This is a genomic window from Pseudoalteromonas sp. 10-33, assembly GCF_001469195.1.
Lineage (GTDB): Bacteria > Pseudomonadota > Gammaproteobacteria > Enterobacterales > Alteromonadaceae > Pseudoalteromonas.
The window spans coordinates 32,287-58,512 of record NZ_LOFI01000029.1 but is presented as its reverse complement, the minus strand read 5'-3'; the positions used below and the strand labels follow the sequence as shown (position 1 = coordinate 58,512).

At 39.6% G+C, this 26,226-nt stretch carries 21 protein-coding genes and 1 pseudogene; 4 read left to right on the top strand and 18 right to left on the bottom strand.

Features of this window, described 5'->3' with window-relative positions; all coding sequences use genetic code 11:
- Nucleotide 1 precedes the first annotated feature (1 nt).
- From ATS76_RS18475 to ATS76_RS18455, 5 genes are all read right to left on the bottom strand, one after another.
- Entirely contained in the window at nt 2-1,180 is a 1,179-nt protein-coding gene (locus ATS76_RS18475) for an MFS transporter (RefSeq protein ID WP_058553261.1), read from the bottom strand.
- Nucleotides 1,177-2,496 carry a lysine N(6)-hydroxylase/L-ornithine N(5)-oxygenase family protein gene (locus tag ATS76_RS18470; RefSeq protein WP_058553260.1) on the bottom strand — a complete coding sequence of 440 codons (1,320 nt, stop codon included), beginning with the start codon at nt 2,494-2,496 and terminating at the stop codon, nt 1,177-1,179. Before ATS76_RS18470 ends, ATS76_RS18475 begins: the two co-directional genes overlap by 4 nt.
- Nucleotides 2,496-4,034: a pyridoxal phosphate-dependent decarboxylase family protein gene (locus ATS76_RS18465; RefSeq protein WP_058553259.1), complete on the bottom strand. Its 1,539-nt coding sequence runs from the start codon at nt 4,032-4,034 to the stop codon at nt 2,496-2,498. The genes ATS76_RS18470 and ATS76_RS18465 overlap by 1 nt, the downstream gene beginning before the upstream one ends.
- Nucleotides 4,035-4,361: 327 nt before the next feature.
- Nucleotides 4,362-5,033, bottom strand: a complete 672-nt coding sequence (locus tag ATS76_RS18460) for a haloacid dehalogenase type II (RefSeq protein WP_058553258.1) — start codon at nt 5,031-5,033, stop codon at nt 4,362-4,364.
- 74 nt (nt 5,034-5,107) lie between these two features.
- Nucleotides 5,108-5,884, bottom strand: coding sequence for a DODA-type extradiol aromatic ring-opening family dioxygenase (locus ATS76_RS18455; RefSeq protein WP_058405368.1), 777 nt, complete (start codon nt 5,882-5,884; stop codon nt 5,108-5,110).
- Between the two features lie 103 nt (nt 5,885-5,987).
- On the opposite strand from ATS76_RS18455, the gene ATS76_RS18450 reads away from it, so the two are divergent.
- Nucleotides 5,988-6,890, top strand: a complete 903-nt coding sequence (locus tag ATS76_RS18450) for a LysR family transcriptional regulator (protein ID WP_058553257.1) — start codon at nt 5,988-5,990, stop codon at nt 6,888-6,890.
- A 311-nt stretch (nt 6,891-7,201) separates the two neighbouring features.
- On the top strand, nt 7,202-8,239 hold the full coding sequence (locus ATS76_RS18445) for an IS110 family transposase (RefSeq protein WP_058553256.1): 1,038 nt from the start codon (nt 7,202-7,204) through the stop codon (nt 8,237-8,239).
- A gap of 632 nt (nt 8,240-8,871) precedes the next feature.
- On the opposite strand, the gene ATS76_RS19510 is transcribed toward ATS76_RS18445, so the two are convergent.
- The 6 genes and pseudogenes from ATS76_RS19510 to nhaR all read right to left on the bottom strand — a co-directional run bounded on the left by ATS76_RS19510 (nt 8,872) and on the right by nhaR (nt 15,619).
- A complete protein-coding gene (locus ATS76_RS19510; RefSeq protein WP_268795554.1) occupies nt 8,872-9,627 on the bottom strand; it encodes a GmrSD restriction endonuclease domain-containing protein in 756 nt (251 codons plus the stop codon).
- Nucleotides 9,628-9,888: 261 nt separating this feature from the next.
- Nucleotides 9,889-10,497, bottom strand: a pseudogene (locus tag ATS76_RS19505) (DUF262 domain-containing protein); the annotation flags it as partial.
- An 18-nt stretch (nt 10,498-10,515) separates the two neighbouring features.
- Nucleotides 10,516-11,678 (bottom strand): IS3 family transposase gene (locus ATS76_RS18435; protein ID WP_152995624.1). Its coding sequence is split into 2 segments (ribosomal slippage): nt 10,516-11,423 and nt 11,423-11,678, totalling 1,164 coding nucleotides; the frame shifts between segments, so codons are not numbered across the junction.
- Nucleotides 11,679-12,159: 481 nt separating this feature from the next.
- Nucleotides 12,160-13,200 carry a methionine synthase gene (locus tag ATS76_RS18425; RefSeq protein WP_058553254.1) on the bottom strand — a complete coding sequence of 347 codons (1,041 nt, stop codon included), beginning with the start codon at nt 13,198-13,200 and terminating at the stop codon, nt 12,160-12,162.
- Nucleotides 13,201-13,231: 31 nt separating this feature from the next.
- Entirely contained in the window at nt 13,232-14,206 is a 975-nt protein-coding gene (locus ATS76_RS18420) for a DUF1852 domain-containing protein (protein ID WP_058553253.1), read from the bottom strand.
- Nucleotides 14,207-14,725: 519 nt separating this feature from the next.
- A complete protein-coding gene (gene nhaR, locus ATS76_RS18415; RefSeq protein ID WP_058553252.1) occupies nt 14,726-15,619 on the bottom strand; it encodes a transcriptional activator NhaR in 894 nt (297 codons plus the stop codon).
- A gap of 109 nt (nt 15,620-15,728) precedes the next feature.
- Here nhaR and ATS76_RS18410 point away from each other — a divergent pair, with 109 nt between their 5' ends.
- Entirely contained in the window at nt 15,729-16,040 is a 312-nt protein-coding gene (locus ATS76_RS18410; RefSeq protein ID WP_058553251.1) for a hypothetical protein, read from the top strand.
- 303 nt (nt 16,041-16,343) lie between these two features.
- Here ATS76_RS18410 and ATS76_RS18405 read toward each other — a convergent pair whose 3' ends face one another.
- From ATS76_RS18405 to ATS76_RS18390, 4 genes are all read right to left on the bottom strand, one after another.
- Nucleotides 16,344-18,677, bottom strand: coding sequence for a S9 family peptidase (locus ATS76_RS18405; RefSeq protein ID WP_058553250.1), 2,334 nt, complete (start codon nt 18,675-18,677; stop codon nt 16,344-16,346).
- A gap of 211 nt (nt 18,678-18,888) precedes the next feature.
- On the bottom strand, nt 18,889-19,467 hold the full coding sequence (locus tag ATS76_RS18400; protein WP_058553249.1) for a DJ-1/PfpI family protein: 579 nt from the start codon (nt 19,465-19,467) through the stop codon (nt 18,889-18,891).
- Nucleotides 19,468-19,579: 112 nt separating this feature from the next.
- The gene (locus tag ATS76_RS18395; protein WP_082664378.1) at nt 19,580-22,780 is read right to left on the bottom strand and encodes a glycoside hydrolase family 2 TIM barrel-domain containing protein; all 3,201 of its coding nucleotides are present in this window, start codon (nt 22,778-22,780) and stop codon (nt 19,580-19,582) included.
- A 111-nt stretch (nt 22,781-22,891) separates the two neighbouring features.
- The gene (locus ATS76_RS18390) at nt 22,892-24,136 is read right to left on the bottom strand and encodes an NADH:flavin oxidoreductase/NADH oxidase family protein (RefSeq protein WP_058553248.1); all 1,245 of its coding nucleotides are present in this window, start codon (nt 24,134-24,136) and stop codon (nt 22,892-22,894) included.
- A gap of 92 nt (nt 24,137-24,228) precedes the next feature.
- On the opposite strand from ATS76_RS18390, the gene ATS76_RS18385 reads away from it, so the two are divergent.
- The gene (locus ATS76_RS18385; RefSeq protein ID WP_058553247.1) at nt 24,229-24,633 is read left to right on the top strand and encodes a MerR family transcriptional regulator; all 405 of its coding nucleotides are present in this window, start codon (nt 24,229-24,231) and stop codon (nt 24,631-24,633) included.
- A gap of 3 nt (nt 24,634-24,636) precedes the next feature.
- On the opposite strand, the gene ATS76_RS18380 is transcribed toward ATS76_RS18385, so the two are convergent.
- The 3 genes from ATS76_RS18380 to ATS76_RS18370 are packed head-to-tail and all read right to left on the bottom strand — an operon-like array spanning nt 24,637 to nt 26,180.
- Entirely contained in the window at nt 24,637-25,038 is a 402-nt protein-coding gene (locus ATS76_RS18380; protein WP_058553246.1) for a hypothetical protein, read from the bottom strand.
- A 55-nt stretch (nt 25,039-25,093) separates the two neighbouring features.
- Nucleotides 25,094-25,546, bottom strand: coding sequence for a GNAT family N-acetyltransferase (locus tag ATS76_RS18375; RefSeq protein WP_058553345.1), 453 nt, complete (start codon nt 25,544-25,546; stop codon nt 25,094-25,096).
- Between the two features lie 52 nt (nt 25,547-25,598).
- Complete coding sequence (locus tag ATS76_RS18370) at nt 25,599-26,180, bottom strand: hypothetical protein (RefSeq protein WP_058553245.1); 582 nt, start codon at nt 26,178-26,180, stop codon at nt 25,599-25,601.
- Between the last annotated feature and the right edge of the window lie 46 nt (nt 26,181-26,226).

The following is a 26,226-nucleotide window of genomic DNA, read 5'->3' as shown; positions in this document are numbered from 1 at the left end:
ATTAAGTGGCTGTGTGTGCAGTGCGGCCAACAAATTTAACCCGCCATAGCAAAATAGCGCCAAGGCTTGCAAAGCCAATAGCTGCAAAGTAAAAAGGCACGGTTGTATTAAAATATTCCACACTCATACCCACCAATAACGACGCTAAAATAACGCCAATATTTTGCGCAACATGCACTTTGGCAAAATCACTGCCGTAGTGAGCAGGCTCACTTTTGGCAAATAACATAACCTCTAATAAAACCATTACTTGAAACAGCGCTATACCGTATAAAACGCGAGAGCTGACAACTAACCACACTGACTCTTGCGCCTGTAAATAAAGCCCAATAGCGCCAAAAATAAGCGCGCACAATAATGTGCTGGTGCGGCTAAGCGTAGGAACAGGTAAGTGCTGCCTAAAGTGGTTAAACAAAAGCATTAGTAGGGCTGAAAAAGCAGGAATGGCGTACACAAGCGCACTTTGAAACGCACTGCTTTGCGCGCTCATTCCTTGCCAATGGGTCGTAAAAAATGGCCTAATTAAAAAGGCGCTAAAGTAAACAACCACGCTTATAAAACAAAATTGCCAAATAAAGTAAGGTGTGCGAGTGCGCGGTTTTTCGCTTTCAATCGCTTGCTGATAAATACCTAGCTTTAAGCTCAGCATTAAATAGCCACATAGCAGCACTTGTACTACATCTCCCGCCGCACTTAATAACAGTGCATAACGCGGTTCGTTTAAGCTAAAAAAGTGCCCGCCAACTAATGCGCCACCAATAGCGCCAAAGTGCATAAGTACCGAAAACAAGCCAATAATAGAAAGGTGCTTACTTTGCTGCTCTAAACGCAGTGCAAACGGGTAAATAAGCAGGTAACTGGCTTTAAGCACCAACATAAGCTGATAATAAAACCAAAATTCCCACACATTAGTTGCAAAATAACAAAGCAAACCAAAGCAGGCGGCAATCACTTGCGTTACAAGCCAAAGAGCCAGTTCGTGGTATTTTTTGGCAACCTTTGCCCACAGGGGCAGCGCGAGCATAACGGTAATACAACAGTTAGCTACAAACACCCCAATTAGTGTGGGGTTACTTACAGAAAATTCGCTGGCAAAAAATTGCGGATAAAACGGCAGTAATAAGGTGTCGCACACCACCGAAATAACCGTAAGCAAAATAAGTGCTAAACGTAAACTCATGCGGCGTTACTCTTTTGCTGTGAATGGGTTTCTACATCGCTTAAATCAAAACACTGAAAAGCAATTTTTTGCTCAACCTGATACGGCGCATAACCGAGTATTTCGCGCAAAATTATACTGTTGCGATAACACGCCATGCCTAAATCGGGGGTTACAAAACCATGGGTGTGCTGCTCTGCATTTTGTACAAATATACGTTTTTGGTCGCTATCTACCGCATACTCGCGGCTAACTAAATAGCGGCCTTGTTCATCTTCTGGGAGCTGCTGCGCAATGGGGTTTAAAAAAGCAGGGCGCTTGTATTTAAAGCCCGTGGCACAAATTAAGTAATCGGTTTTTATTTCAAAGGCTTCATTTAGCTCTTGATGATAAAACTCAGTGACTAAGCGACCAGCACTTTTACGTGTATTAGTAAGCTTGCTGTTAGTTTTAAATGTGGTAGAAATGGGCCCATCTAGGCTTTGCGCGTAAAGGGTGTCAAAAATGTCGTTAATTAAATCGCCATTAATGCCTTTAAATAGGTTTTTTTGATTTTGATTAAGCCAATCTCGTTGCTCTGTTTTTAAATTATAAAAGTAATCAACATATTCAGGTGAGGTCATCTCAAGGGTGAGTTTGGTGTACTCCAGCGGAAAATAACGCGGCGAGCGAGCTATCCAATCTAGTTGCAAACCTTGTGGCACGGCTTGTTGTAATAGGGTGTGATAAATCTCAGCAGCACTTTGTCCAGCTCCTACAACCGTTACGCGTTTAGCGGATTTTAGCTCATCAAGGCGGTGGCAAAAGTCGCTACTGTGCATTACGTTATTAGAATTACTTTTCACTGCACAATCAGGAATATATGGGGCAGGGCCGGTGCCAAGCACTAAGTGGCGCGTAACATATTGTTGCTCACCGCCTGGGGTATTACAGGTAACGGTATAGCACTGAGTTTGCTGGCAAAACTCAACCTTAGTTACACTTTGCTCAAAGCTTACGTTACTCAACTGCGAGCACACCCATTGGCAATAGAGGTTGTATTCTTTACGCAGTAAAAAAAAGCTCTCACGAATATAAAATGGGTATAACCGATTATTAAGCTTGGCATAATTTAAAAAACTGTACTGGCTAGTAGGATCGGCAAGGGTCACCAAGTCAGACATAAACGGCGTTTGCAAGGTAACACCTTCTAGCATCATGCCTGGGTGCCAATCAAATTGGCTACGCTGCTCTAAAAATAGGCTTTTAACGCCTTCTAGTGGTTCACTTAAACACGCTAACGATAAATTAAACGGGCCAAGGCCAATGCCTATAAAGTCATAAGGTTGGTTGCTCATTATTGTTGCTCCTTATACGTTTGCCACGCAATAGTGCTAATTTGCTCAAGCACGGCGCGCACATCGCTCAATTGGCACTGCGCATTGAGTAACGTAAATTTAAGGTAGTGACGGCCGTTAATTTTGGTGCGCGCAATCATGGCATCACCAGTTTTTAAAAATGTTTGCCGTACGTGCAGGTTTAGGGTGTCGAGTAAATCGGGGTTATGTTTTAGCGCCTCTGGCGCAAAGCGAAATACCAGCGCGCTAAGCTCTGGGTAATTTATAACGTCGAAATCAGGGTGCTCGTTAAGCACAATATGGGTTTGACGAGCAAGGCCAATTACTTTATCAAACGCTCGCCCAAGTGGCGCGTCCCCCATAGTGCGCAATGTTAACCAAAGTTTTAAGGCATCAAAACGGCGTGTGGTTTGTAAGCTTTTATCAACTAAATTTGGTGTGCCGTTACCGGCCTCCGCTAATGGGTTTAGGTAGTCGGCGTAGAGTGTAATATGGCTAAAGTGGCGTTTGTCACTTAACAAAAAGGCACTGCAGCTAACCGGCTGCATAAACGATTTATGGTAATCAATAGTAATTGAATCTACGAGCTCTATACCGTTTAAGGCACTGCGATGGTGCTCACTCACTAATAATCCGCCGCCGTATGCGCCATCTACATGGCACCAAAGCTGCTCTTTTTTAGCAAGTTTTGCTATGTCTTTAATAGGGTCAATTGAGCCAAAATCGGTCGTACCGGCGGTAACAACCACCGCTATAGGTAAATCGCCCTTAGCTTTAGAATCTGCAATTGCATGGTTAAGCGCGTCCATATCCATTTGCATTTTGCTGTTTGTAGCCACAGGGACTACTGCGTTATAACCTAAGCCCAATAACGCCGCAGCCTTTTGAATACTAAAATGCGCCACCTCTGAGCAATAAATACGAAAACGCGAGGCAACGTTTGGCAAACCTTGTAGTTTTACTTGATGCTCAGGGGCATAACGGCTCACGGCTACTTCGCGTGCAACAAGCATCGCCATTAAATTCGATTGTGTACCACCACTTGTAAAAACGCCATCGGCAGTGCTCGGTAGCTTTGCTTTTTCACAGCTCCAATCAATTAATTTTTGTTCAATAAGAGTCGCGCCTGCGCTTTGATCCCAGGTGTCTACTGAGGTATTGATTGCGCCAATTATGTGCTCTGCCACAACCGCTGGGTACGTAACAGGACAATTTAAATGCGCCATGTAACGTGGGTGATGAAAATACACAGCGTGATCCAAATACACGCTTTTAAGCTCGTTTAATACAGCAGGAAAATCAGCAAGAGGCTTGGCTAAATCTACATCATTAACAGTGGCGGCAAGTGTATTAACCGCCACGCCAGAAAACGGCTTTTGCGCTTTTGCCATAGCTTGTTGCACAGCCGAAAGCCCCTGCAACGACGCTATTTGATAATTAATAAATTGATCAAGATTAAATTGCGGCGGAAGGCCATTTTTCTCAAATAAAGCTTGGTTTTGGATAGGGCTGAGCTGTGCAGTTTGTAATTGTGACATATTTCGCTCCTTGGTACTCATTTTGGGTTCAAGGATCTTAATGGTAATGATTTTTATTTACAATAATGAAAATGGATTACTTCTATGTTTTTTTTCGGGTTAAGAAATGGATAATTAATTACAAAGAATTACATTAGAAATAATCTAAACACGTTTTATATTGAAAGTTTGGAAGTCGAGTTTATGTGTAATTTGAATAAAATGCATAAAAAGGGGAAGGTTGGGTATTTAAAAATACTTAAAAATAAGGGCGTTAACAGCAACGCCCTAAAACCTTTTAATAAAACCTTGGCTTTGCACCAATAAGTGCATTAAAGGCAATGTTAATTAGCTCACCAATTTGGTCTTTAAATCAACTAAATCGGTTGCTGTGGTAATTGGTTGAATTTCCCATGGATCAAAAATAGAGTCTTCTGAGCGTTTTATCCACGCACCGCGCATACCATGCGAAATAGCGCCGGTTATATCAAAAGGGTTACTCGAAATAAGCCACGTATTTGCGCCCGTTGAATTTGCCTCGCGTAAAAAATAGCTGTAAACACCCGGGTTTGGCTTAAAAGTTTTTATGTCGTCGGCGCTTACAACACCTTCAAAAAGCTCACTAATGCCAGCGGCTTCGAGTAAGGTATTTACCGCAGCGGCCGCGCCATTAGAAAACGCAAACAATCGGTAATTTTGTGCTTTAAGTTGCTCAAGCCCTTTTTTAACATCGTCGAAGGCGGGTAACGTTTTATATTGCTCAAGCAATTGCTGTTTTTGATCGTCACTAAGCTGAGTTTTATGCGCTAAACACGCGTAATCAAGTGCCTGTTTAGTACAAACTGAAAACGGAACATAGTTTTGCATTAAGGCGCGCCTAAACGAATATTCCAACTGTTTTTCACGCCATGTATTTGAAAAGTTTTGTGCGTTATCGCCAATCATATCTTTAAGTAATGTAAGCACACCATGGGTATTTATAAGCGTGCCGTATACGTCAAATGCGAGTGTGGTTGCCATGTTTACTCCCAAAAATTTAAAATACTTATAGATTAGTGGCTACGAGCTTAACTTAATTTGAACACTTGCTCAAATTAATAAAATTTATATGCATCAAGCGCTAAAATATCCATTTCGGTTTGCTCATGAATCTTTTCAATATAGCTGCCCCCTGCACCCATAGCAGCAAATAATGGTAAAAAGTGCTCTTGTGTAGGGTGGTTAAATAAGGCAAATGGCGCCTCGGTTAAGTAATTTAATAGTTTAGGAATATCGTGCGCTAAAAGCGTTTGTTCAACCCAATGGGTGAATGCTTTTACCATGGGCACTCGGTTTGGGGTAGCCGGGGTTTTAAATATTTCAGCTAGGTTATGGCTAATACCGCCGGAGCCAATAATTAATATATTTTGCTCACGAAGCGGAGCAAGTAACTGGCCATATTTATACATAGTTTTTGCGCCTAAGCGGGTATTAATAGACACCTGCACAATAGGAATATTAGCGTGTGGGTACATTAAACGTAATGGAATCCACACACCGTGATCCCACCCTTGCTCTTTATCAAGTACCGCATTCAGCCCTTCGCTATTAAAATAATTAGCAATAGTATTGGCAAGTTTTGGTGAACCAGGAGCGCGATAATGTATGTTGTACATTTGAGCTGGAAAGTTATAAAAGTCGTGAATAGTTTTAGGCGCTGCCCCTGCGGTAATTTTAATATTGCTTGCTTGATCAAAATGCGCTGAAAAAACCACAATAGCAGTGGGTGTATTAAGTGACTGCCCCAAAGACGCTATAAAATTAGCAGTAGCCGATTGCTCTATAGCCATTATTGGTGAGCCATGAGATAAAAATAATGCGGGCTGAGTCATACTAAAAACCTTAACTAACAATGAGTTTAAGCACTATATTGGTTTTTATTTTGACGATAAATATGCTATTTATTTATATATTAAAAACAAATTGTTGTTAATTATGGACAAGCTCACCACTATGAAAACCTTTTTAGCCGTTGTGCAAGAAGGTTCGTTTTCTAAAGCTGCCGAAAAGCTCGATATTTCTCCTCAGTTAGTTAGTAAATATGTTTCAGCCCTAGAAGATAATTTACATACTCGTTTACTGCACCGCACTACACGTAAAGTAAGCCCCACCGAAGCGGGTGTTCAATATTTTAAGCGCTGCCAGCAAGTTATTATTGATATTGATGATATGGAAAACTCTCTTAATAATTTAAGCACCAGTGTATCTGGCGTATTAAGTATTAGCGCGCCTATGTCGTTTGGTACAAGGCATTTAGCACCACTGCTGGTTGAGTTTCAAAAACAGTACCCAAATTTAAAGTTAGATTTAAAACTAACAGACCAATTTATAGATATAGTTGAGCAAGGCATTGATATAGCACTGCGTATAGGCGTGTTAAAAAACTCATCCCTTATTGCTAAAAAAATAGCGCCTATACAGTTAGCAGTATTTGCATCGCCTGCATATTTAAAACAGCACGGCACACCCACTACATTACAAGAGCTGCAACAACATAACTATTTGCGCTACGCCAACGCAGAGCCAACAAAAATGCTTGCAGGTGTAGATCAGCTAAAAGGTGAGTTTAAACTTAATAGTAATTTAGTGGCTAACAATGGCGATATATTACTAAACGCAGCCATAGCAGGCGGCGGCATTGCCATGCAACCTACTTTTATTTCAGGAGAGGCATTAGCCCAAGGCAAAGTAGTACGTATTTTACAACACCTTGAACCCGAGCCTATGGGGCTTTACATGGTGTATGCAAACAGGCAATTTTTACCGAGTAAAGTACGCGCGTTTGTTGATTTTTCAAGCAAATACTTCGGAGACACCCCATATTGGGATAGCTATTAATACAAAGAAGGCGTTAAGGTTAATAGTTAGCGGTTAGCGGTTAGCGGTTAGCGGTTAGCGGTTAGCGGTTAGCGGTTAGCCAATCTTATTTTCATAAGGCTCACCTTGCTAGCTAACTAGCAACTTTAAAAAGTAAATTACAAAAATCGCCCCCAACGTATTGGCTTTTGCCTAAAGTTAAAATAAGAAAAACTGGTTGGCCAATAACTTGATGTCTGAAGTCAAGATTTGATAATCATATAGAAAGCTCCTCGAGTTTTTCGATACAGTTGTGTTGACCAAAACATAAACTGTACCTCGAGGAACTTAGTATGAAACTATATGGTGGAATTGACTTGCATTCAAATAATTGTGTTATTGCTATCATTAATGAACACGGTGAAACGCTTAGCTGCAAGCGTTTAAATAATGACATCTCTGTCATTTTATCTTTTTTAGCCCCGTATAAAGACAAGTTAACAGGGCTTGTTGTCGAATCAACATTTAATTGGTATTGGTTAGTTGATGCATTAATGGATGCAGAATTTAAACTACACTTAGCGAACCCTGCTGCAATTCAACAATATTCAGGCTTAAAACATGCTGACGACCATAGTGATGCACGTTGGCTAGCTGAAATGCTACGTTTAAACATTCTGCCTGAAGGCTATATTTACCCCCGTGAGCTCAGGGCTGTTCGCGACTTAATGCGCAAACGAATGGACATTGTTCAACAGTCCACTAAAAACTTATTATCGGTGCAAAGTTGTTACATGCGTCATCTTGGTTATAAGCTCAGTAGCAACAAAATCAAACAAATGGCCGCTATCAGAAAAGGCGTCAATGTTGAGCAAGTACACACCGATTTCAGCTCAACGAATACAGCACTGTCGGTCATTTCTAATCTCTCATTAATACGCTGTGCTCAACAGCAAATCAATGCAATAGAGAGCGCTATATTACAACAAACATCGCTCTCCCCTGAGTTTATAAACCTAACCAGTATAGATGGAATTGGGAATACGTTAGCACTGACCATTATGTTAGAGACAGGCACTATTAAACGTTTTGATAGCCCAGGAAATTTCTCATCGTATTGCCGCTGTGTTAAAGGGGCAAGGTACAGTAATGGAAAGAAAAAAGGCGCGACGAATCAGAAGAATGGTAATCGTTATTTAGCGTGGGCCTTTACTGAGGCTGCTAACTTTGCCATTCGTTATAACCCAACAGTTAAAAAATATTATCAACGAAAACTGGCTAAAACGAACCAAGTTATCGCAATTAAAACGGTTGCGCATAAGCTCGCAAGAGCCTGTTATCACGTGCTTAAAGACAATGTACCATTCGATGAATACAAGGCGTTTGCTTAGCGACTATAAAAAATTTGGTTAACGTAATGAGCTAGTAATGGGGTTGGTAAAACCATTAGATTTGATTGAGTCTGCACGTTAACCGCTCATATTTTAAATACTGGATATGCCCAATGTTTGAGCCACAAAGGGTTGGTTATGTTCAAGCATAAACCACAGAATTGTTACAGCGCAGTGTGTAAACACAGCCAGAAACTGGACTGATATTGGAACTAAACGATGACTGAGGCGAAAGCCAAGGGCATTAATTAATCATCAATAATGCTTAATTAAACTGCCTAAATTCATATGGGTGACTGGTGCATATTCACACCAATCGACGTCATTACTGGATGCGTAGCCATATTCAAATTGAGTTTAAAAATAACAACACTTGGTTTTTGAATAAAAAAATCAAGAAAACACAGCTGCCTGCTTGACCGGAACTTTCTAATGGGTGACCCCTTTGGTTTTCTTTGGTTTTGGTTTTTGGCGACATAGTCTTCAGAGGTTAATCAAGTAAGGAAAAGTTTTATTCTCCAGAATAAAATATACCAGTGGCTCCTACTCTGATGAAATTAAAAACCGCAGAGTAGGGTGGAATTGAGTGAGCTAAAAAGTATAAATTACCTAAAAACTAAAATTTAAAAACTCTAAACTTTACTTTTTTGAAACAAATAGCGAGCTATATTTTTTGCTCTTTGTTCAATGTCTTCAGGACTGCCAAAAAAGTTTTCAGGAATGAAGGACTGCTCAAGTGGATAATTTTCAGCTTTTAAATGTATTAGTTTCTCTGTAATCACTTTATTTTTCAAAACTTCTGAATTGGTTACTTGGTCCACTAGTAATAAATTTCCAATACTACCAATTTCTTCGATATCTCTATTGCTGTCGCTTTGAGATATAAGGTGCTCAATTGTGAGTGAATCATAGTTTATGTCTAAACAAGCACTAGTATTTGGCATAAGCCTACTCAAACAGTACTTAATAACGTTACGATCTTTTGATCTGCTCTTAGTGAACATAAGTTCCATGAACTTAACTTCAAACTCGTCATAATGTGGTAATTTTCTGGACAATGCTTCTAAAAGGTCTTTTATTATTTTGTTTGCAACATTTGCATCTTTTGCATTTGACAACAAAACAGCATTTTTTGAATATGTTGTAACTATATGTCCAGATGAGCGCTGTGAGGTTATAGCGTTAAAAATAAAGTGAAAGTGCTCTATTTTCTGTAAAGCATTTTGAAGATTATTTAACGTTATGATTTTATTCTCAAAACTCGCTAATAAAGCTAAAACAAATGATGATTGTTGCTTTACTTTAAACCGGTTAAGAGTGAGTAAAGTTGTTTTAACTACCTTATTACCTCTATTGTTATCCCAGGTGAAAAAATCGGGATTTAACATTTTACAGTATAATAATCCATAGAAGTTAAAGTCTGCTAAGAGAATTTGAGCTGTATCTTTACACTGAACATATTCTTTTACCTTTGAAAAAAGCTCTTTTTCAGAACAGTATGAATGTTTAGAAATCCAGTAGTGAAGTATAAAGTTGTCTACAGCATCAATTTCACCAATATCATCAAATTTATTAACGAGATTTACCCAAGCTTCTTTTGGGGTATCTATATTTACATTTGTATTTTTTATTGTTTTTAGTAATAAATTTTTAACTAGATCAGATGATTTTAAATCTCTTCCCCTTGCGTTTAGAGTTTCAAAAATAAGGTAAGCATCATCTTCATTGTCTAATTGTATAAACACTAGTTTTAGGGATAAAACTTTATCTCTAAGTATTTTGAGTTTTGTTATCGGTGAGCTATCTGTCGGAACTAGCTCTAACTGCGGGGATTGAAGCAAACCGCATCCAGCGTATTTTTCTAGGTTTCTAGATATTATTTCATAAGCATTTTTAAGCTTTGTTTCCTCTGTTCCAACATCAAGATCAATTTTCTGCTCGGCGTAACTTTGAATATGGTTTTGCAAATAAGGGAATGAAGTTTCTGAGTGAAGCACAAACTCATTAATATTATCGATATTTGGCTGTTCTACATACTGGTGAACGCCACGAGCAAGATCTTGCTCTCCTAATTTTATGAATGCATCTCTTATGGCTGATAGAATAAGCGTTATAGTGGTCAAACGTTGCTGTCCGTCTACGATACCAAAATAAGGTTTATTGTCTTGATATACTACCATAGAGCCTATAAAGTACTCTGGCGAGGTATTTTTAGTAATGTCATCCCAAAAATTTACTACCTCATCTCTCTCCCAAGAGTAAGGCCTTTGTTGTGGTCAACTAATTCCGGACAGTAAATTAAGTTTTTCTTCTGCTATAGCAGGGGCAACCATTTGGTTGTGGCTATGTGGCCTGCGCCAGTTATAATAATTCATTAAATAATAGCTAATATCTTTTTCAGCTTCTTGGTAATTACTATAACCTAACGAAGGAACCCATTCCGTTTTTAAGCTTCTAAATAGGCGCTCCATCGGGGCATTATCCCAGCAATTTCCTCGGCGGCTCATACTTTGTTCTATACGGTAACGCCACAGCCTTTGTTGAAACCTTTTTGCGCTGTACTGACTGCCTTGGTCTGAATGAAACATAAGCCCAAGTGGCTTGCCTCGTTGCTCGTATGCTCTATCTAATGCTTTAATAACTAAGTCAGTATCAGGCTTATCTGACATTGCCCAGCCAACCACACGACGAGCAAATAAGTCGATAATAACAGCTAGATAAGACCATTTATTACCTGTCCAAATATACGTAATATCCCCACACCAAACTTGGTTTGGGCCATCAACGTCAAACTCACGGTTAAGTATGTTTGGAATATCTAGCCGCTCCACCGTCGCTAATTTATATGAATGAGGCCCTGGTTGTTTGCATACCAATCCCAAGTCACGCATGATGCGGCGTACCTTAAAGATACCAATAGGTAAGCCAGCGTGGTTTAGCATCGCCACTAATGTGCGGCTACCAGCAGCTCCACGACTGAGTGAGAATAACTCACTAATCGTTGACCTAAGCTGCACCTCTTCAAGCTTAATTGATGCCACACGCTGCTTAAAATCATAATAACTAGAACGCGGAACATCAAACACGCTACAGACCATTTCTAAAGACTCATGCTCACTTAAATGGCCTATCAACGAATATTGTTCATCTCGTCTGACATTAAGAGAGCGGTAGCCTTTTTTAAAATTGTTTTTTCTCTTTCAAGTCGATTAATTCTAGCTTCAAGCTCCTGAATTTTAAGCTGTTCAGGAGTAAGAGCTTTAGAGTTTGGTGTTGTGCCACCACGCTCATCTTGTAATTGTTTAACCCAGCGACGAAGAGCTGTTTCACCGACTTCTAGTGAGCGAGCAGCTTCAGGGAATGAGTATCCTTCATCAAGGACTAATTTTGCTGAATCAAGTTTAAACTCTTGAGAAAAAGAGCGACGTTGTTTTGTCATAGAACACCTCAGTTTGAGTGGTAATAATACCACCTAAATTGGTGTCCGGTTTCATTGAATCACAACACTTTGAAATCGCGGGATTTTGAAATACCCAAGCTTAAATACGTCCCTTAAATCCTTGTCATTAGCTTCAATTTTCATCTTATTCAACTTAAAAGAACTTGTTTTTATTGATTTTATCTTAACTTATAAAAAATGAAAAAGTAAGCTAACCCTAGTTATGCATTTATAGATTTGAAGACTCTCAGACAATTCAAAAACTAAAAGTAAACTGAAATCCTAAAAGATAAAGCTTCACACCCTTACTTTTTGCTGGTTTTGTTGCACTCAACCCAACCAATATTCAACAGACTTATAACCTTTCAGCTTTTGCCTTTAACCTTATAATTTAACTGTAAACCCCCGCACTATTTTGATTAAAAAAGCCACACTCAACATGTGTTAAAGTGTGGCTTTTTTGCATCAGCTGTAACTAAAATTAAGCAACATTTGCTGCTAATAGCTCGTTACGTACTAGCTCTGCGCCTTTGCTAAGAGCGTTGAGTTTGCCGTTTGCGATGTTACGGGGTAGGGGTGCCATGCCGCAATTAGTGCAGGGGTAAAGTTTGTCGGCATCTACATATTTAAGCGCTTCGCGTAAAGTTTTTGCCACCTCTTCAGGGGTTTCTATAGTATTGGTGGCTACATCGATTGCGCCCACCATTATTTTTTTACCGCGAACCAGTTCGAGTAGCTCTATAGGTACATGTGAGTTTTGGCATTCGAGCGAAATAATATCAATATTCGATTTTTGCAGCTTAGGGAATACTTCTTCGTATTGTCGCCACTCGGTGCCGAGGGTTTTCTTCCAATCGGTGTTGGCTTTAATGCCGTAGCCGTAACAAATATGCACGGCGGTTTCGCATTTTAACCCTTCTATGGCTCGCTCTAGGCAGGCAATGCCCCAGTCGTTTACTTCATCAAAAAACACGTTAAAAGCGGGTTCATCAAATTGAATTATATCAACCCCTGCGGCTTCTAGCTCTTTGGCTTCTTGGTTGAGTATTTTAGCAAATTCCCATGCTAGTTTTTCACGGCTTTTATAGTGATCGTCATACAGGGTGTCGATCATAGTCATGGGCCCTGGCAGTGCCCATTTAATTGGTTGGCTGGTTTGCTGGCGTAAAAACTTGGCGTCTTCAACAAATACCGATTTAGTGCGAGACACAGGGCCAACTACTGTGGGTACGCTGGCGTCGTAACGGTCGCGAATTTTAACTGTTTTACGGTTTTCAAAATCAACGCCATTTAAATGTTCAATAAAGGTGGTTACAAAGTGTTGGCGAGTTTGTTCGCCGTCGCTGACTATGTCTACGCCTGCGGTTTGTTGCTCGTGCAGGGAAATACGCAGGGCGTCGTGTTTGCCATCTACCAGCTCACTGCCTTGTAATTTCCACGGTGACCATAAGGTTTCGGGCTCAGCAAGCCATGACGGTTTTGGCAAGCTGCCTGCTGATGAAGTGGGTAATAGTTTTTTCATAATAAATGCTGCCTTTAATTTTGTTGTGTGATTAAGCGATACTTGATGAGAACTGCTGCAACACCGATTGATAAGGCTTAATAAAGTGCTGCTCGGTAAATTTGCCTTGCTCAACCGCTAATTGACCTCGCTCTGCGCGGTCATACACAATTTGCGTTAATGAATGATCGTCATTTTTTAAATTAGGTTTATAACGGCTACCAGCGGCGGCGTTGGCGTTATAAATTTCTGGACGATAAATTTTTTGAAACGTTTCCATGGTGCTAATGGTGCTAATTAGTTCAAGGTTGCTGTAGTCGTTGAGTAGGTCACCAAAAAAGTAAAACGCTAACGGTGCAACGCTATTTGGTGGCATAAAGTAGCGCACTTGTAAGCCCATTTTTTTAAAATATTGCTCTGTTAACGACGACTCATTAGGCTGATACTCTACGCCTAAGATGGGGTGTAAGTTTTCGGTTTGCTGATAGGTTTTGTTATCAGACACGCTTAAACAAATAACCGGTGGCTTTTTAAAGTGCTGTTTATAGGTATTTGAGTTTACAAAGCATTTAAACAACTTGCCGTGTAAGTCACCAAAGTTATCGGGAATGCTAAATTGCGGTTTGCTTTTGTTATGCTCAAGTAGTAACACGCTAAAGTCGTAGTCGCGCACATAGGATGAAAAGTTATTACCCACCATGCCTTCAATTCGCTCGTTGGTTTGGTGGTCAATAATATTGGTTTTTAATACCTCAATTGACGGAAATGCCTGGCCACTGCCTGCAATGTCTAAATCAACCGAAATGATCTCTAGCTCAACCTCGTAACGATCCCCTTGTGGGTTATCCCAACTGGCCAGTGCATTAAAACGATTGTTGATCATTTTTAGGGTATTACGCAGGTTTTGTTGGCGGCTTTCACCCCTTGCTAAATTAGCGAAATTGGTCGTAATACGTGTGTTATTTGACGGATGGTAGTTTTCATCCAAGTTAGTGCTTTTAATCGTAAATGTAAGATCAGTGCTCATAGCCGTATCCTTTCAATTTGAGTTGTTACTGCTTTTATCAATGACACATTACTCGCTGTTAAAACCGACATAACGGGTTAGCTGTAATGGTGCTCTGCAGAGTTAATAAATTTATACGCGCTATGTAGCATGAAGAAAAACGGGTTTATTTCAGGTAAAACATGAGCCAGATTCACGCTTAAGTGGATTAACTAAATTAACAGCACTGATTGATAAGTGATAAGAGGTAAAACGCATTTTAGCCATCTAGATTTCTATTTAAAATAACAAGCCATGCAGTTTATTCATATAAAACCTGAATATTATTCAATACTTTTAGAGCATGTTCATCGTTTGTATCGGCAGGTCTGTTATTTGATAAAAAATAATAAAATCAGAATCTTAAAAACATAGCAACCCACACTAAGAATTTAATATAAAGCTGAATGAGAAAATGTTTATTTTTTAATACAGTTTTGCATTTAAAAATAAGGCGCTTAATTAAACACATTGATAACTACGTGACGAGTAGCGCTAAGCTTACGTTGTTTGAGCATGCTTTATAAATTCATCGTATATACTGTCTTTAATGAGCCTGTCGGGTGTAAAAGCATAATAATGCTGATAAACATTATCAATTGTACCAATATAATTAACGTCGTAGTGACGCTCTACTTCGGCTCTTACCGAAATAGGCGCAGGGAATATGCCAAACCCTTGTTCACCTAACGACTTCATTAATGCGCTGTCGTCGACATGGCCAGCTATTGTCATTTCAATCTTATGTTCTTGCAGCCAATAATACATAGCACGCGCGACAGGGCTTTCTTTTGCGGGGAGAACTAAAGGCTTGTTATTTAAAGATTGCGGAAACTGCTTATGTAACTGCGAATGCCATGTTTTGTTTCCAAAAAGAGCGATTTGGCTTTTGCCTATTTCATGGCAAAACGCCTTAAACGATAAAGTGGTATCGAGCGGTTTATCGGCTAGCACTAAGTCAAGCTTATGAATCGCCATTTGTGCCAGCAGTTCATCTTGTTGACCGTCAATACAGTGCAAATTGGTAATACGGTCGTTATTAATTAAAGGCGCTAGCCATTTCGACACCAGTGATTTGGGTAACACATCTGAAATACCAACCTTTAACGTTCGTGAATAGTGCGTGGTATCACCTTGCGTGGTTTCTAGCCATTCGTGAGCAATAGCAAACATATCATTGGTGTATTGCTGAGTTACATGGCCAAATTCAGTTAACTGTAGGCCTCGCCCTTGGCGAACAAACAGTGGTTTTCCTAATCGTTGCTCTAAGTTAGTAATTTGTGAGCTGACCGTTTGCGGCGTTAAATTAAGTATTTTACTGGCCGCTGCAATACTGCCGTGCTTACTTACTTGCCAAAAATAATATAAGTGATTGTAGTTGATGTTGGTAATCATTCGAAAATACCTGTTTTAAAGCAAGAAATAATCAGCTTTTTCCTTTGCCTCTAAGTTAGTAGATTACAGTCATGCCTGCAACAAAGGTACTATTAAAAGGTGTAATTGCATGAAGCTAAAACTTACAGTTAAAAACAAGATAATTAACGCAAGTGAAAAGATGTCGCTTTTGAAGTTGATCAAAACACAATTGGCAAAATGTGCTTTGAATATTCGCAAAGTTGAGATTCAAATAAATGATCTTTCGAGTGATCGTCACGGCACTTTGCAGCAGTGCAAAATTAATATTCTTGTACCTGGGCTACCCAGTATTAATGTAAATACAAAAGGAAGAAGTATGCTGCAAGCGATAAAGCGCGCACTTAAAAGTTTGCAGCACATTCTCGTTAATAAGTATCAACCTTCGCAACCAAGCTCTTAATATCGCACTTGTAGTAGCAAGGATGCTACTTTTTTAATGCCTCTCTAATCCCAAAGCTATGTTTAGTTTTAAACGATTCAATTATTACCATTGAGCCTTTAGCGCATTGCTATTGAGCGAAGCCGCCTTTACCTTGTTGGGTTTCGTTACACTCTACCCAACTTACCGTAACTAAAAATCTTTGACCTTGTTCCTTTAACCTTTGAACTTTGACCTCAGTTGTAAACCCCCACACCATTTTGATAAAAAAAGCCGCACACTAATAATTAGTGTGCGGCTTTAGTCTTTTATTTTTTAAAGCGGTTACTTAGCTAGTAAGTGCTTTTCAAAAAAGTCAGCCATCATGGTGTGATAGTGCAGGGCGGTGCCTTTGCCTTCACGTAGGCTGTGTGAGCGGTTAGGGTATGAGAAAAACTCAAACTGTTTGTTGTGCTTAACAAGTTCGTCAATTAAACGCTCTGAGCCTTGGTAATGTACGTTATCATCGCCAGTGCCGTGAATAAGCAGTAGCTTACCGGTTAGGTTTTTAGCAAAGGTAATTGGCGAGGTGTTATCGTAGCTCTCTGGGTCTGTATTAGGGTTACCCGCATAACGTTCTTGGTAAATGGTGTCGTACAAACGAATGTCTGGCACGGGTGCTGAGGCAATCCCCACTTTAAATTTATCACCATGACGGAACAATAAGTTAAGGGTTGAACTACCGCCTCCTGAGTGTCCCCATACGCCAACACGCTCGGTGTCTATTACATCCCAGCGTTTTGCCATGGCATCTAGTGCGTCTACTTGGTCTTGCACGGTAATTGAGCCAATTTTTTTATAAATCGATTTGCGCCAATCGCGGCCTTTTGGTGCACGTGTGCCACGGTTATCAACCGATGCCACAATAAAGCCTTTTTGCGTTAACAGTGATTTATACAAGTAACTGTTGCCTTCCCAGCGGTCTTGCACAGTAGAGCCCCATGGTTCGCCGTATACGTAAAACACAATTGGGTATTTTTTACTTTTATCCATGTTCTCTGGGAACATAATATAGCCGTCAAGCTCGGTGCCATCTTGCGCGCTTACTTTAAAAAACTCATGCTTTGGTAAGCTTTGCTCAGCCAGCTTTTGTTTAAGCTCGTTGTTTTCAACTAAGGTTTTTACATTACTGTGATCGCTCACTTTAATGATCTCTTTAGTCGGTGGCATACCAAACTTTGAGTAAGTGTGCATAGCCCACGAGGCATCTTTTGACATGTAGTAGCTGTTTGAACCTTCAAACTCAGCAGGCGTGACCCGTACCGGTTTGCTGCTGCCATCAAGCGGTGTGCTGTATAAGTAACGCTGACCCGGATCGTTTGGCGAGGCAATAAAATACATTACGTTTTTGTCTTCATTGATGGTAAGCATATCAATAATGTCGTAATCACCTGGGGTTAGGTCGATAATAGTTTTGCCATCGCGCGATATACGATAAAGATGACGCCAACCGTCGCGTTCGCTATGCCAAATAAAAAACTCACCGTTTTTTGACCAGTTTGCTTTATAAAACCATTCGATAAACGCATCGTCTTTGTCTTCTAAAATTTTGGTCAGTTGCTGCTTTTGCCAATCAAACAACCACACTTTGTTATGGCTTTGTGGGCGGTTTAAGTCTTGAATCATTAATTCATTACCGGTGCCTGCCCAGCTAATACGCGGAATATAACGGTCGCGGTTATCGCCTTCAAGCTCAGCCCAACGGGTTTGTTTATCAGCAAGGCTTACCACACCAACACGCACGGCAGAGTTGGTTTCACCGGCCTTAGGATAAGGGAACTTTTTAAGGGTAGGGTACAGTTCGTCGGTGTTGTTGATCATAGTGAAAAATTTAACGTCACTGGTATCAAGCTGCCAATAGGCGATTGATTTGTTGTCGGGGCTCCAACGAAAACCATCGGCAATAGTGAATTCTTCTTCGTATACCCAATCAAAATTACCGTTAACAAGGGTGGCGTTACCATCGGTTGTGAGCGCGGTTACATCGTTACTACCAACCGCTTGCATATAAATATTGTTATCGCGTACGTAAGCCACTTTTGAGCTATCTGGTGAGAACTTAGCAAACATTAACTTAGTTGGCTCAACGTCTTTACCACCTAATTGCTGTAATTGGTTAGTCTCAAGGTTAAGTAACCAAAAATCCCCGCGGCTGCGCGAACGCCAAACTTGCTCGCTGTTGGTAAATACCATCAGCCATTTACCGTCTTTTGACCATTGGTAGCTTTCGATTGCAAATGGCTCGTCTGCACCCTCTGGCAGTAGCTTTTCAAATTCAACCAGTACTTTACGGCCTGTGCCGTCAGCATTGTAAAATACAATGTCATTGCCTTTTACGCCGTGCTCTTTTTCATCATCGGCGTTGTTATCGTCTGCTTTTTCTTTTTCGCTTTCGCGCTCTTCAAGTACGGTGTAGCCAGTGCCATCATCTAGCCACTTAAAGTAAGTGCTACGCTGGGTTTTAAATTCTTTATCTTTATAAATTTGCGCGAGTGAAAGTGACGTGACTATTTCAGCAGAAGCCAAGGTAGATGGAGTATTTTGAGTCATAGAACAGCCAGATAAAGACAGCCCCGCTAATATAGAAAAAGCAAGTGCCGAGGTTTTAAGTAATGTCATGTGAATCCCTAAAGTGATATTTACTTACTGCTATTATTTTATGAGTTTTGCAATAAGTTGATTTAGCAATACATACTTGTATTAACCAACCTTAATTTAGCAAACTTTTTTGCTTTATATCAGTATGCTTATCGCATAATAGGTACATTTAAGCCGTATTGTTTTTGCTAATCAGTAAACTTCTTTTTTATAATAGGTTGTTAGAAGGTGATTAAATACTTTTGTGCCAGGTGTACTGCATTTGTTTTGCTGTTAGCTCTGCAAGTTCAGGGCTTATATGCTCAGCCACTAAATGTAAGCTCATATCGATACCTGCAGAAATACCCGCCGAGGTTGTAAATTTATGATGCTTTACCCAGCGCTTATTACTCATTACATTGAGTAATGGGAACAAAGCGGCTAGCTCGTTTATATCTTCCCAATGGGTTGTTACATTTTTACCATTTAATAGCTCTGCTTTTGCTAATAAAAATGCCCCGGTACAAACCGATGCTACTACCGGAGCTGACTGGGCTGTACGTTTTATCCAATCAATCACAGGTGCTTTGGTAAGTTCATTATTATGAACACCGCCAACCACTAAAAGTAAATCAATGGCCGGATGGTCAGCAAAACTGTAATGGGGGTTTACACTAAAGCCGCCTCGCGCATTTACAGGCTGATTATGTTGCGCGACTAAAAATATGTTCCACTCGTTTTTAGCTAAACGTTTAGCCGTACTAAAGACTTCAAATGGGCCTGAAAAGTCGAGCACTTCAGCATCATCATATATATAAATACCTATGTTCATTTAGCGTTCCTTCTATTTCAAACGTTTAAATTAGCATGTTTTACATAAAAAAAGCCCACTATTTAAGGGGAAAAAGCGGGCTTAGGGTAGTCATTTAAAGCTTTATGTATAGCTATTTTTTAGCGTTTAACTTAACAGCTTCAATTTTATAGCTGTATTTGTAGTCTAACCATGGGAGCTCATATTCGTACAAGGGTTTACTACCCCACGAATCCGTTCCACCTACACCACGCTGCTTGTAATCTATATTTACAAAAATGTACGGGGCTTTGGTTAAATCTGATGGGTGCATATTGCGCCGATTAACTTGTTCAGTACTCTTATCGTAGTCGTGCATATCGTAGAAAGATGCATTAAAGCCAATTAAGGGATCGCCAGAGAACTTAACACCAATTCCTTTATCATTATAAAACGTAACGTACCGTACATCCGTTTTGTGACCGTTTTCTTGCGGGCGAACATACGGTACACGTAAAGAGTCAACGTCAGACTGATATAAGCCAACAAAAGCCGATGACTTACGATCGTCGTAGTTTTCGTGAGGCCCTCGGCCATACCACTGTACGTTTTTAAAGTTCTCGTTCACAACAAACTGCATACCTAATCTGGGTAAGGCTGAGTACGAATTATGAGGTGCGGCATAAAAGTAAACGTCTACATTAACCACACCATTGCCATTTATTGTGTAAGTTGTGAAGTACCGACTTTCAACGTTATTTAATGTGTGCTCTGTTTCGACTTTGTATTGTGTTGAGGATACTTTTTTACTACTAAAACTAGTCAGTGTTATATTTGAACCTGCGTGTTGCCACACAGCAAACGAGTCACCATATCCTTTTTGCGGTAAATCATTATCGGTAGGCGCACGCCAAAAGTTAGGTTGCACAGGTTGGGCTACGTTGTTGGCTAGTAATGACTTTTTAAAAACATTAATTTCATTTAATAAGCCTGTTTTTTTGTTAAACGTAAATTGAGCGTTTTTAGTAGAAAAAGCTAAAGAATTTTCAGAATCCTTTACTTTTAACGAGGCTGATTTTGTATTATTAGTCAGTGCAAAGCCTGTTAATGCTAGTTGTTCTGACGCAACTACATGACCCGTTGGCAATGTATTTTTAGCGCTTTTTAGAACGGCTTGTACATTTAAAAAATATTCAATTCCTGCTTTTAGTTTTGTTTTAATTGGCAAACTAACACGCTGAGATGTTTGTGGTTTGGCATTAATACCAAGGTTAGCACCTTGCTCTACTTCAATACCGTTGGCCATTAGCTGCCATGACAAAGTAAAGTCAGACAGGTCGGCAAAAAACTGTTTGTTAATTACGTTTATTTCGTAAGGCGTTTTGCTCGATAACTCAAAGTCGATGTTTTGCTGTACTTGTTTAACCTCCCACAAATAAGGGTAGGGCGTTCTGTCGGCGTAAACTAACCCATTTGCAGCAAAACTTTTTGCGCTTACTGCAAATGGAGGCTCTAAGTCGCCACCATATGCCCAAAAAAGCTCACCTTTACTGTTTTTCATGGCAAAAGTTTGATCGACCCAATCCCAAATAAAACCGCCTTGTAACTGTGAGTATTTTTCAAAGGCCTGCCAATATTCTTCAAGGTTACCTACCGAATTACCCATTGCGTGCTCGTATTCAATTAAAATCATGGGTCTTGATACATCATGCATTGTTTTAGCATAGCGAGTAGCCGACTGGATTGGCGCATACATTTGACCGTATACGTCGGTGTGGCGCCTTAACTGTGCTTGTTCAGATACAACTGGAAACCCTGGGGCTTGACGCTTTAGCCAATCGTACGACGCCTCTAAATTAATACCATCGCCCGATTCATTACCCAGTGAGCGCATAACAACCGATGGGTTATTTTTAGAACGGTGATACATGTTTGAAATGCGATCTATGTATGCATTTTGCCAGCTAAGCTTATTTACCAAGTGTGCCGAGGGGTCGTACTTACCTTGGTTTGCAGCTCCCATTCCATGTGACTCAATGTTAGCTTCATCCATAACGTATAAGCCATATTTGTCTGCAAGGTGATAAATGTACGGATCTTGCGGGTAATGAGCCATACGTACTGCATTAATATTAAAGGCTTTCATTAATGCTACGTCTTTTTCCATAGACTCTTTAGAAACCACGTGCCCTGTTACAGGGTCGTGCTCGTGTCTATTTACACCTTTAAATAAAACTGGTTTGCCGTTAACTAAAATATTACCATTTTTTAATTCACTGCTTCTAAAGCCTATTGATTTTCCGATCCACTCAACCACCTGTTCATTACTATTGCGTAAGCCTATTTTTAATTTATAAAGATTAGGAACTTCAGCACTCCAAGGCAGTACATCATTGACTTTAAACACTGCTTTAACTTGCGTACTTTGTTGCTCTTTTATTTTAGGAACTGACAACGTTTTAGTACTCATTACCTTATCGTTTGCGTCTAGCAGTGAAACGAGCAAGTCAAAGTTAGCGTGGGTTTGCTTAGTGTGGTTTTGTACTGTTGTGGTTAGCGTTAGCTCGCCGTTTGTGTAATTATCTATCAAAGTGGTATTGGCTTCAAAATCACTTATACGCACTTTTGGCGCAGCATATAAATATACATCGCGCTCAATGCCACTCATACGCCACATATCTTGGCATTCAAAGTAAGACCCTGTTGAATAACGGTAAACTTGTAGTGCTAGGGTATTTTCGCCTTTAGAAACGTATGGCGTAATATCAAATTCAGCGGCAGTTTTAGAGTCTTCTGAATAACCAACTTGCTGACCATTTACATAAATATAAAACGCCGACTTTACTGCCCCAAAATGAATAAGGATTTGTTTGTTATTCCAGCTTTCGTCAATGTTAATTATTTTTCGGTATGAGCCAACAGGATTATAGTAACGCGGTAGCTCAATTTGCTCAGTATTAGGTATTAAACAGTAGTGAGAGTGATAAAAAGGAGAACCGTAACCATTTAGCTCCCAATTGGCAGGGACAGCTATTTCATCCCAGCTTGCGTCATTGTAGGTTACTTTTTCAAATCCATCTGGTTTTCTACTAGGAGAGTCAACCCAATTAAACTTCCACTGCCCATTTAGTAATTTATAGTTATCTAGCTGCCAAGGCTCCATTGTAAATGCGTTTTGCTCGGTTGCTGTAGGGTAATAGAACGCGCGGGGTGGGAGTTTATTGACTCTAAATATACTTGGATCTTGCCATGCCTGCGCTGCTTGCTGTTCTGTTGCAATGCTTGGCAAGCTAATTATTAATAAATGAAGTCCCCAAAAGCATAGAAGCTTTTTTAGATAACCTTTAAGCCGCATTCTGTTTTCCTTTCATTAGTTTTTATCATATAAATATGCTAATTAAACTTTAGCGTATTTTTAACAATTAATAAACTTAATTAATAGAGACAACAACGGCGGTTATGAGGACTATTTTTCAATAAAACGTTTTTTATAGCGCTTTGTTAATTTTATGGCTCTAATTTGGTCGCCAATTAAAGTAAATACCGCTGATGCATTTATTTTTGCAGGTTTTCCTTGGCCCATGCGGCGAATTTGCTTTTTTACTAATGCCATAGTGGCAAGGCCTGCTAGGGTTTTATCTTTTAGAGTAATAACAGGTAGTGATGCAATAAAATTTGGCTTTGTTTGCCAAATTTTGGCCAGAGAAGGGTAATATGCACACGCAGTTGCCATCCCTACAAGCGCCACTCCTGAGCTAACAACCGTACTTGCTACACCTAAGCGGCTTATACCACCCGTAGTCATAATAGGAATACTGGATTGTTCACTAATTGTTTTGGCAAATTCTAAAAAGTACGCTTCGCGAGCGAGTGTACGTTCATCGGCCGTTTTACCTTGCATGGCAGGTGCTTCGTAACTACCGCCCGAAAGCTCAACAAAATCTATATTTAAGTCACTTAATAGAGTAATTACTGCTTGGGCGTCGCTAGGTTCAAATCCACCGCGCTGAAAATCAGCCGAATTTAGTTTAACCGATACCGAAAAATTATTTGCGCAACTAGCCTTAATCTTTTGCGTTATTTCTGTGAGTAAACGCGCTCGATTTTCAAGGCTACCACCGTATTTATCATCACGCTTATTGGTTAAAGGCGATAAAAACTGTGCTAATAAGTAACCATGAGCCGCATGTATTTGCACGCCATCGAACCCTGCCTTTTGTGCTTGTAATGCCGTATTTGTGAATCGCTCAATCACATCATCAATTTCATTGTGTGTCATTGCTTTTGGCTGGCCAAATAAATGAGAGTGTTTTCCCATGCTTAATGCCACATTGGAGGCTGAAAGAACCTTTCCCCCCATTTTTTTAAACACTTGACGACCTGGGTGATTAATTTGCATCACAATTTTACTGTCGTTTTGCTGCCCTAAACGCGCAAGCTCCGCAAAAGGCGTTACATCGGTATTATGCTCAAGCGCAAGGCCACCGGGACCAGTCATAGCTAAGTGATCAACCATTACATTACCGGTAATAATTAAACCAACCCCGCCTTGTGCCCATGCGCTGTAACAATTTTTAAGTACTTGCGATGGTGTAAGATCGACGTCAGCTAGGTTTTCTTCCATGGCCGCTTTTACTAGCCTATTTTTTAAAACTAAACCGCTAGGTAAAGTAATAGGTGAAAAGACGACACCTTGTTGATTTTCTGGCATGTTACAAACCAATTAAATTGACATTATCGCCACTATAACTTTAAAGTTAGCTTTAAGGTCAAGGCAGTATTTATAGGTTAAATAGGACAACTATGAAAATAAGTGAGCTTGCAAATCTTGTTGGCGTTGCCCCAAGTACAATTCGTTATTACGAAAGTAAAGGTTTGTTACCGAAAAGCAGCCGCAATAGTAATGGCTACAGACAATACGAACATTCAAGCATTGAGCAAATAAAAATGATTAAGTTTGCACAAAGTTTAGGGTTTTCGTTAGAGGAAATACCAACATTAAAAACGCCAGAAAATAACCTAGATCACACGGTTGTTATTGAGCGCTTGCAGCAAAAGCAAAACGAAGCGAATGCACTGATAACTCAGCTGCAAAAAAAATCGCAGCGCATTGGTAGCTTAATTACGCAATTAAATTCAAGCTGGTCAAATGGACAATGTTTAACACAGAAACAAATGAGTGATTTATTGAATGAGGGCCAGTTTTAACGGTTAGCCGTTTTTATTATTAAGTAGAAATACCCAAGCAAAAAACATCATAAACACAAAGTCGTTTATACCGTAAATACTGTAAAAAATACCTGCGAATAAATCTTTATCATATACATTACTTAGGTTGTTGTTTGCTAACCATAATAACCAAGTCACAACATAAACCAGTTTTTCAATAACAAACGCGCCGGCAAGCCACTTTATATTTGAGGTAATAAAAGCGCTAGCTAAATACGCTAAGCCCCTTATAACGATCATTAACAAGCCAAAGTTAGACATAACAACAGGGTCTAGTTCATTTATTACAGGATTTGTAAAAAATCGAGAGAAAAGTAAAACACCGCCTATATTCATGCCTACAGCCATAATAAGACCAAATTTAATTAGCTTATTTTTTGTCATGTTTTCTGCCTATCCGGTTTGTTAATTAAAGTAGATAACTCAATCATGTACTTTGTTAGTTAAGTTCAAGTAGCATCGCCGTTTTTAAAATACCATGTGCCGGCAACCATTGTTTATATTCAGAAAAGCCATGTTTTTTATATAAATTAATTGCTGGCGTATTTGCGACAGCAGTTTCTACTACCGCTTTGTTATACGTATGCGATTTAAGCGTATGAGCAATTAACTTACCCGCTATTCCTTTTTTAAAGTAGCTTGGATGCACAGTTAAACTTTCGATACTTAAGCACTTATTTTTTACTTTAATTTCTATAACTCCAGCTAGGGTACTTTCACAATAAAAACCATAAAATAATGCGTTGCTGCGCACAATATCGTGCTGCATTCTGCTAAGAGGTGGAAAATGTGAAGCCTTTATTAAAAGGGCCTCTATTTTATAAGCACTCTGAAAAACGTTATAAATTTTCTTGGCTACAGAAGGAACTGCATTTTCTAGTTGTACGACCATTTTAATGTCACTTATGTTTTTGGATATTGCAGCTATTTGAAAAAATGAATTATTAATTGGTATATTCAATTAGCTCTTCAACGTATAAATACCCTTTTTGGCGTTGAGTTAACTTAATGAATGTTTTTAACATAGGTGCATATAAGTGAATATCTTGTGTGTCGGCTGAGTAGCCTCTTGAGTTAATAATTTTACCTGTGTACTCAATGGTATAAGCTTTATATGTGCCAGCTTCTACTGTTTCATCTTTATATGAGATAACTTTAGCGTTTTGAATTGTTGAGCCCTTAGTGCCATCTTCGCTTTCCCAGTGCTCTTCAAACACCCATGTTTTACCCACATATAACGGCCAATAATAACGCGCCGTTGTGCTGTTATTAGGCTTTGTTAATACCTTTAAAGAGGTAATTCCTTTACCCGTTAACATACCTAGAGTGCCACTTTTGCTGACTATTTGCTTAGTGTCGGTGCCTTGTGCACGTATTTCATTGCTAGGTGTTACCCCTTTATATTTCCATACCCACTTTTCACCTTCACTATAGTCAGCTTGAGTTGGTTGATAGGTTTTTTCATTTGAGGCGTGGGTAAAAAAGCTTGATAGGCTTAAAGCAAAAATAATAAATTTAGCGTTCATTTACGTTATTCCTTTTTATTGCGTTTTACTTTTGTGCTTAAGCCTA

Excerpts from the sequence above, each read along its gene's own strand:
- ATS76_RS18475 (WP_058553261.1), bottom strand. The coding sequence starts at position 1,180 with ATGAGTTTACGTTTAGCACTTATTTTGCTTACGGTTATTTCGGTGGTG.
- ATS76_RS18470 (WP_058553260.1), bottom strand. The coding sequence starts at position 2,496 with ATGAGCAACCAACCTTATGACTTTATAGGCATTGGCCTTGGCCCGTTT.
- ATS76_RS18465 (WP_058553259.1), bottom strand. The coding sequence starts at position 4,034 with ATGTCACAATTACAAACTGCACAGCTCAGCCCTATCCAAAACCAAGCT.
- ATS76_RS18460 (WP_058553258.1), bottom strand. The coding sequence starts at position 5,033 with ATGGCAACCACACTCGCATTTGACGTATACGGCACGCTTATAAATACC.
- ATS76_RS18455 (WP_058405368.1), bottom strand. The coding sequence starts at position 5,884 with ATGACTCAGCCCGCATTATTTTTATCTCATGGCTCACCAATAATGGCT.
- ATS76_RS18450 (WP_058553257.1), top strand. The coding sequence starts at position 5,988 with ATGGACAAGCTCACCACTATGAAAACCTTTTTAGCCGTTGTGCAAGAA.
- ATS76_RS18445 (WP_058553256.1), top strand. The coding sequence starts at position 7,202 with ATGAAACTATATGGTGGAATTGACTTGCATTCAAATAATTGTGTTATT.
- ATS76_RS19510 (WP_268795554.1), bottom strand. The coding sequence starts at position 9,627 with ATGTTAAATCCCGATTTTTTCACCTGGGATAACAATAGAGGTAATAAG.
- ATS76_RS18425 (WP_058553254.1), bottom strand. The coding sequence starts at position 13,200 with ATGAAAAAACTATTACCCACTTCATCAGCAGGCAGCTTGCCAAAACCG.
- ATS76_RS18420 (WP_058553253.1), bottom strand. The coding sequence starts at position 14,206 with ATGAGCACTGATCTTACATTTACGATTAAAAGCACTAACTTGGATGAA.
- nhaR (WP_058553252.1), bottom strand. The coding sequence starts at position 15,619 with ATGATTACCAACATCAACTACAATCACTTATATTATTTTTGGCAAGTA.
- ATS76_RS18410 (WP_058553251.1), top strand. The coding sequence starts at position 15,729 with ATGAAGCTAAAACTTACAGTTAAAAACAAGATAATTAACGCAAGTGAA.
- ATS76_RS18405 (WP_058553250.1), bottom strand. The coding sequence starts at position 18,677 with ATGACATTACTTAAAACCTCGGCACTTGCTTTTTCTATATTAGCGGGG.
- ATS76_RS18400 (WP_058553249.1), bottom strand. The coding sequence starts at position 19,467 with ATGAACATAGGTATTTATATATATGATGATGCTGAAGTGCTCGACTTT.
- ATS76_RS18395 (WP_082664378.1), bottom strand. The coding sequence starts at position 22,780 with ATGCGGCTTAAAGGTTATCTAAAAAAGCTTCTATGCTTTTGGGGACTT.
- ATS76_RS18390 (WP_058553248.1), bottom strand. The coding sequence starts at position 24,136 with ATGCCAGAAAATCAACAAGGTGTCGTCTTTTCACCTATTACTTTACCT.
- ATS76_RS18385 (WP_058553247.1), top strand. The coding sequence starts at position 24,229 with ATGAAAATAAGTGAGCTTGCAAATCTTGTTGGCGTTGCCCCAAGTACA.
- ATS76_RS18380 (WP_058553246.1), bottom strand. The coding sequence starts at position 25,038 with ATGACAAAAAATAAGCTAATTAAATTTGGTCTTATTATGGCTGTAGGC.
- ATS76_RS18375 (WP_058553345.1), bottom strand. The coding sequence starts at position 25,546 with ATGGTCGTACAACTAGAAAATGCAGTTCCTTCTGTAGCCAAGAAAATT.
- ATS76_RS18370 (WP_058553245.1), bottom strand. The coding sequence starts at position 26,180 with ATGAACGCTAAATTTATTATTTTTGCTTTAAGCCTATCAAGCTTTTTT.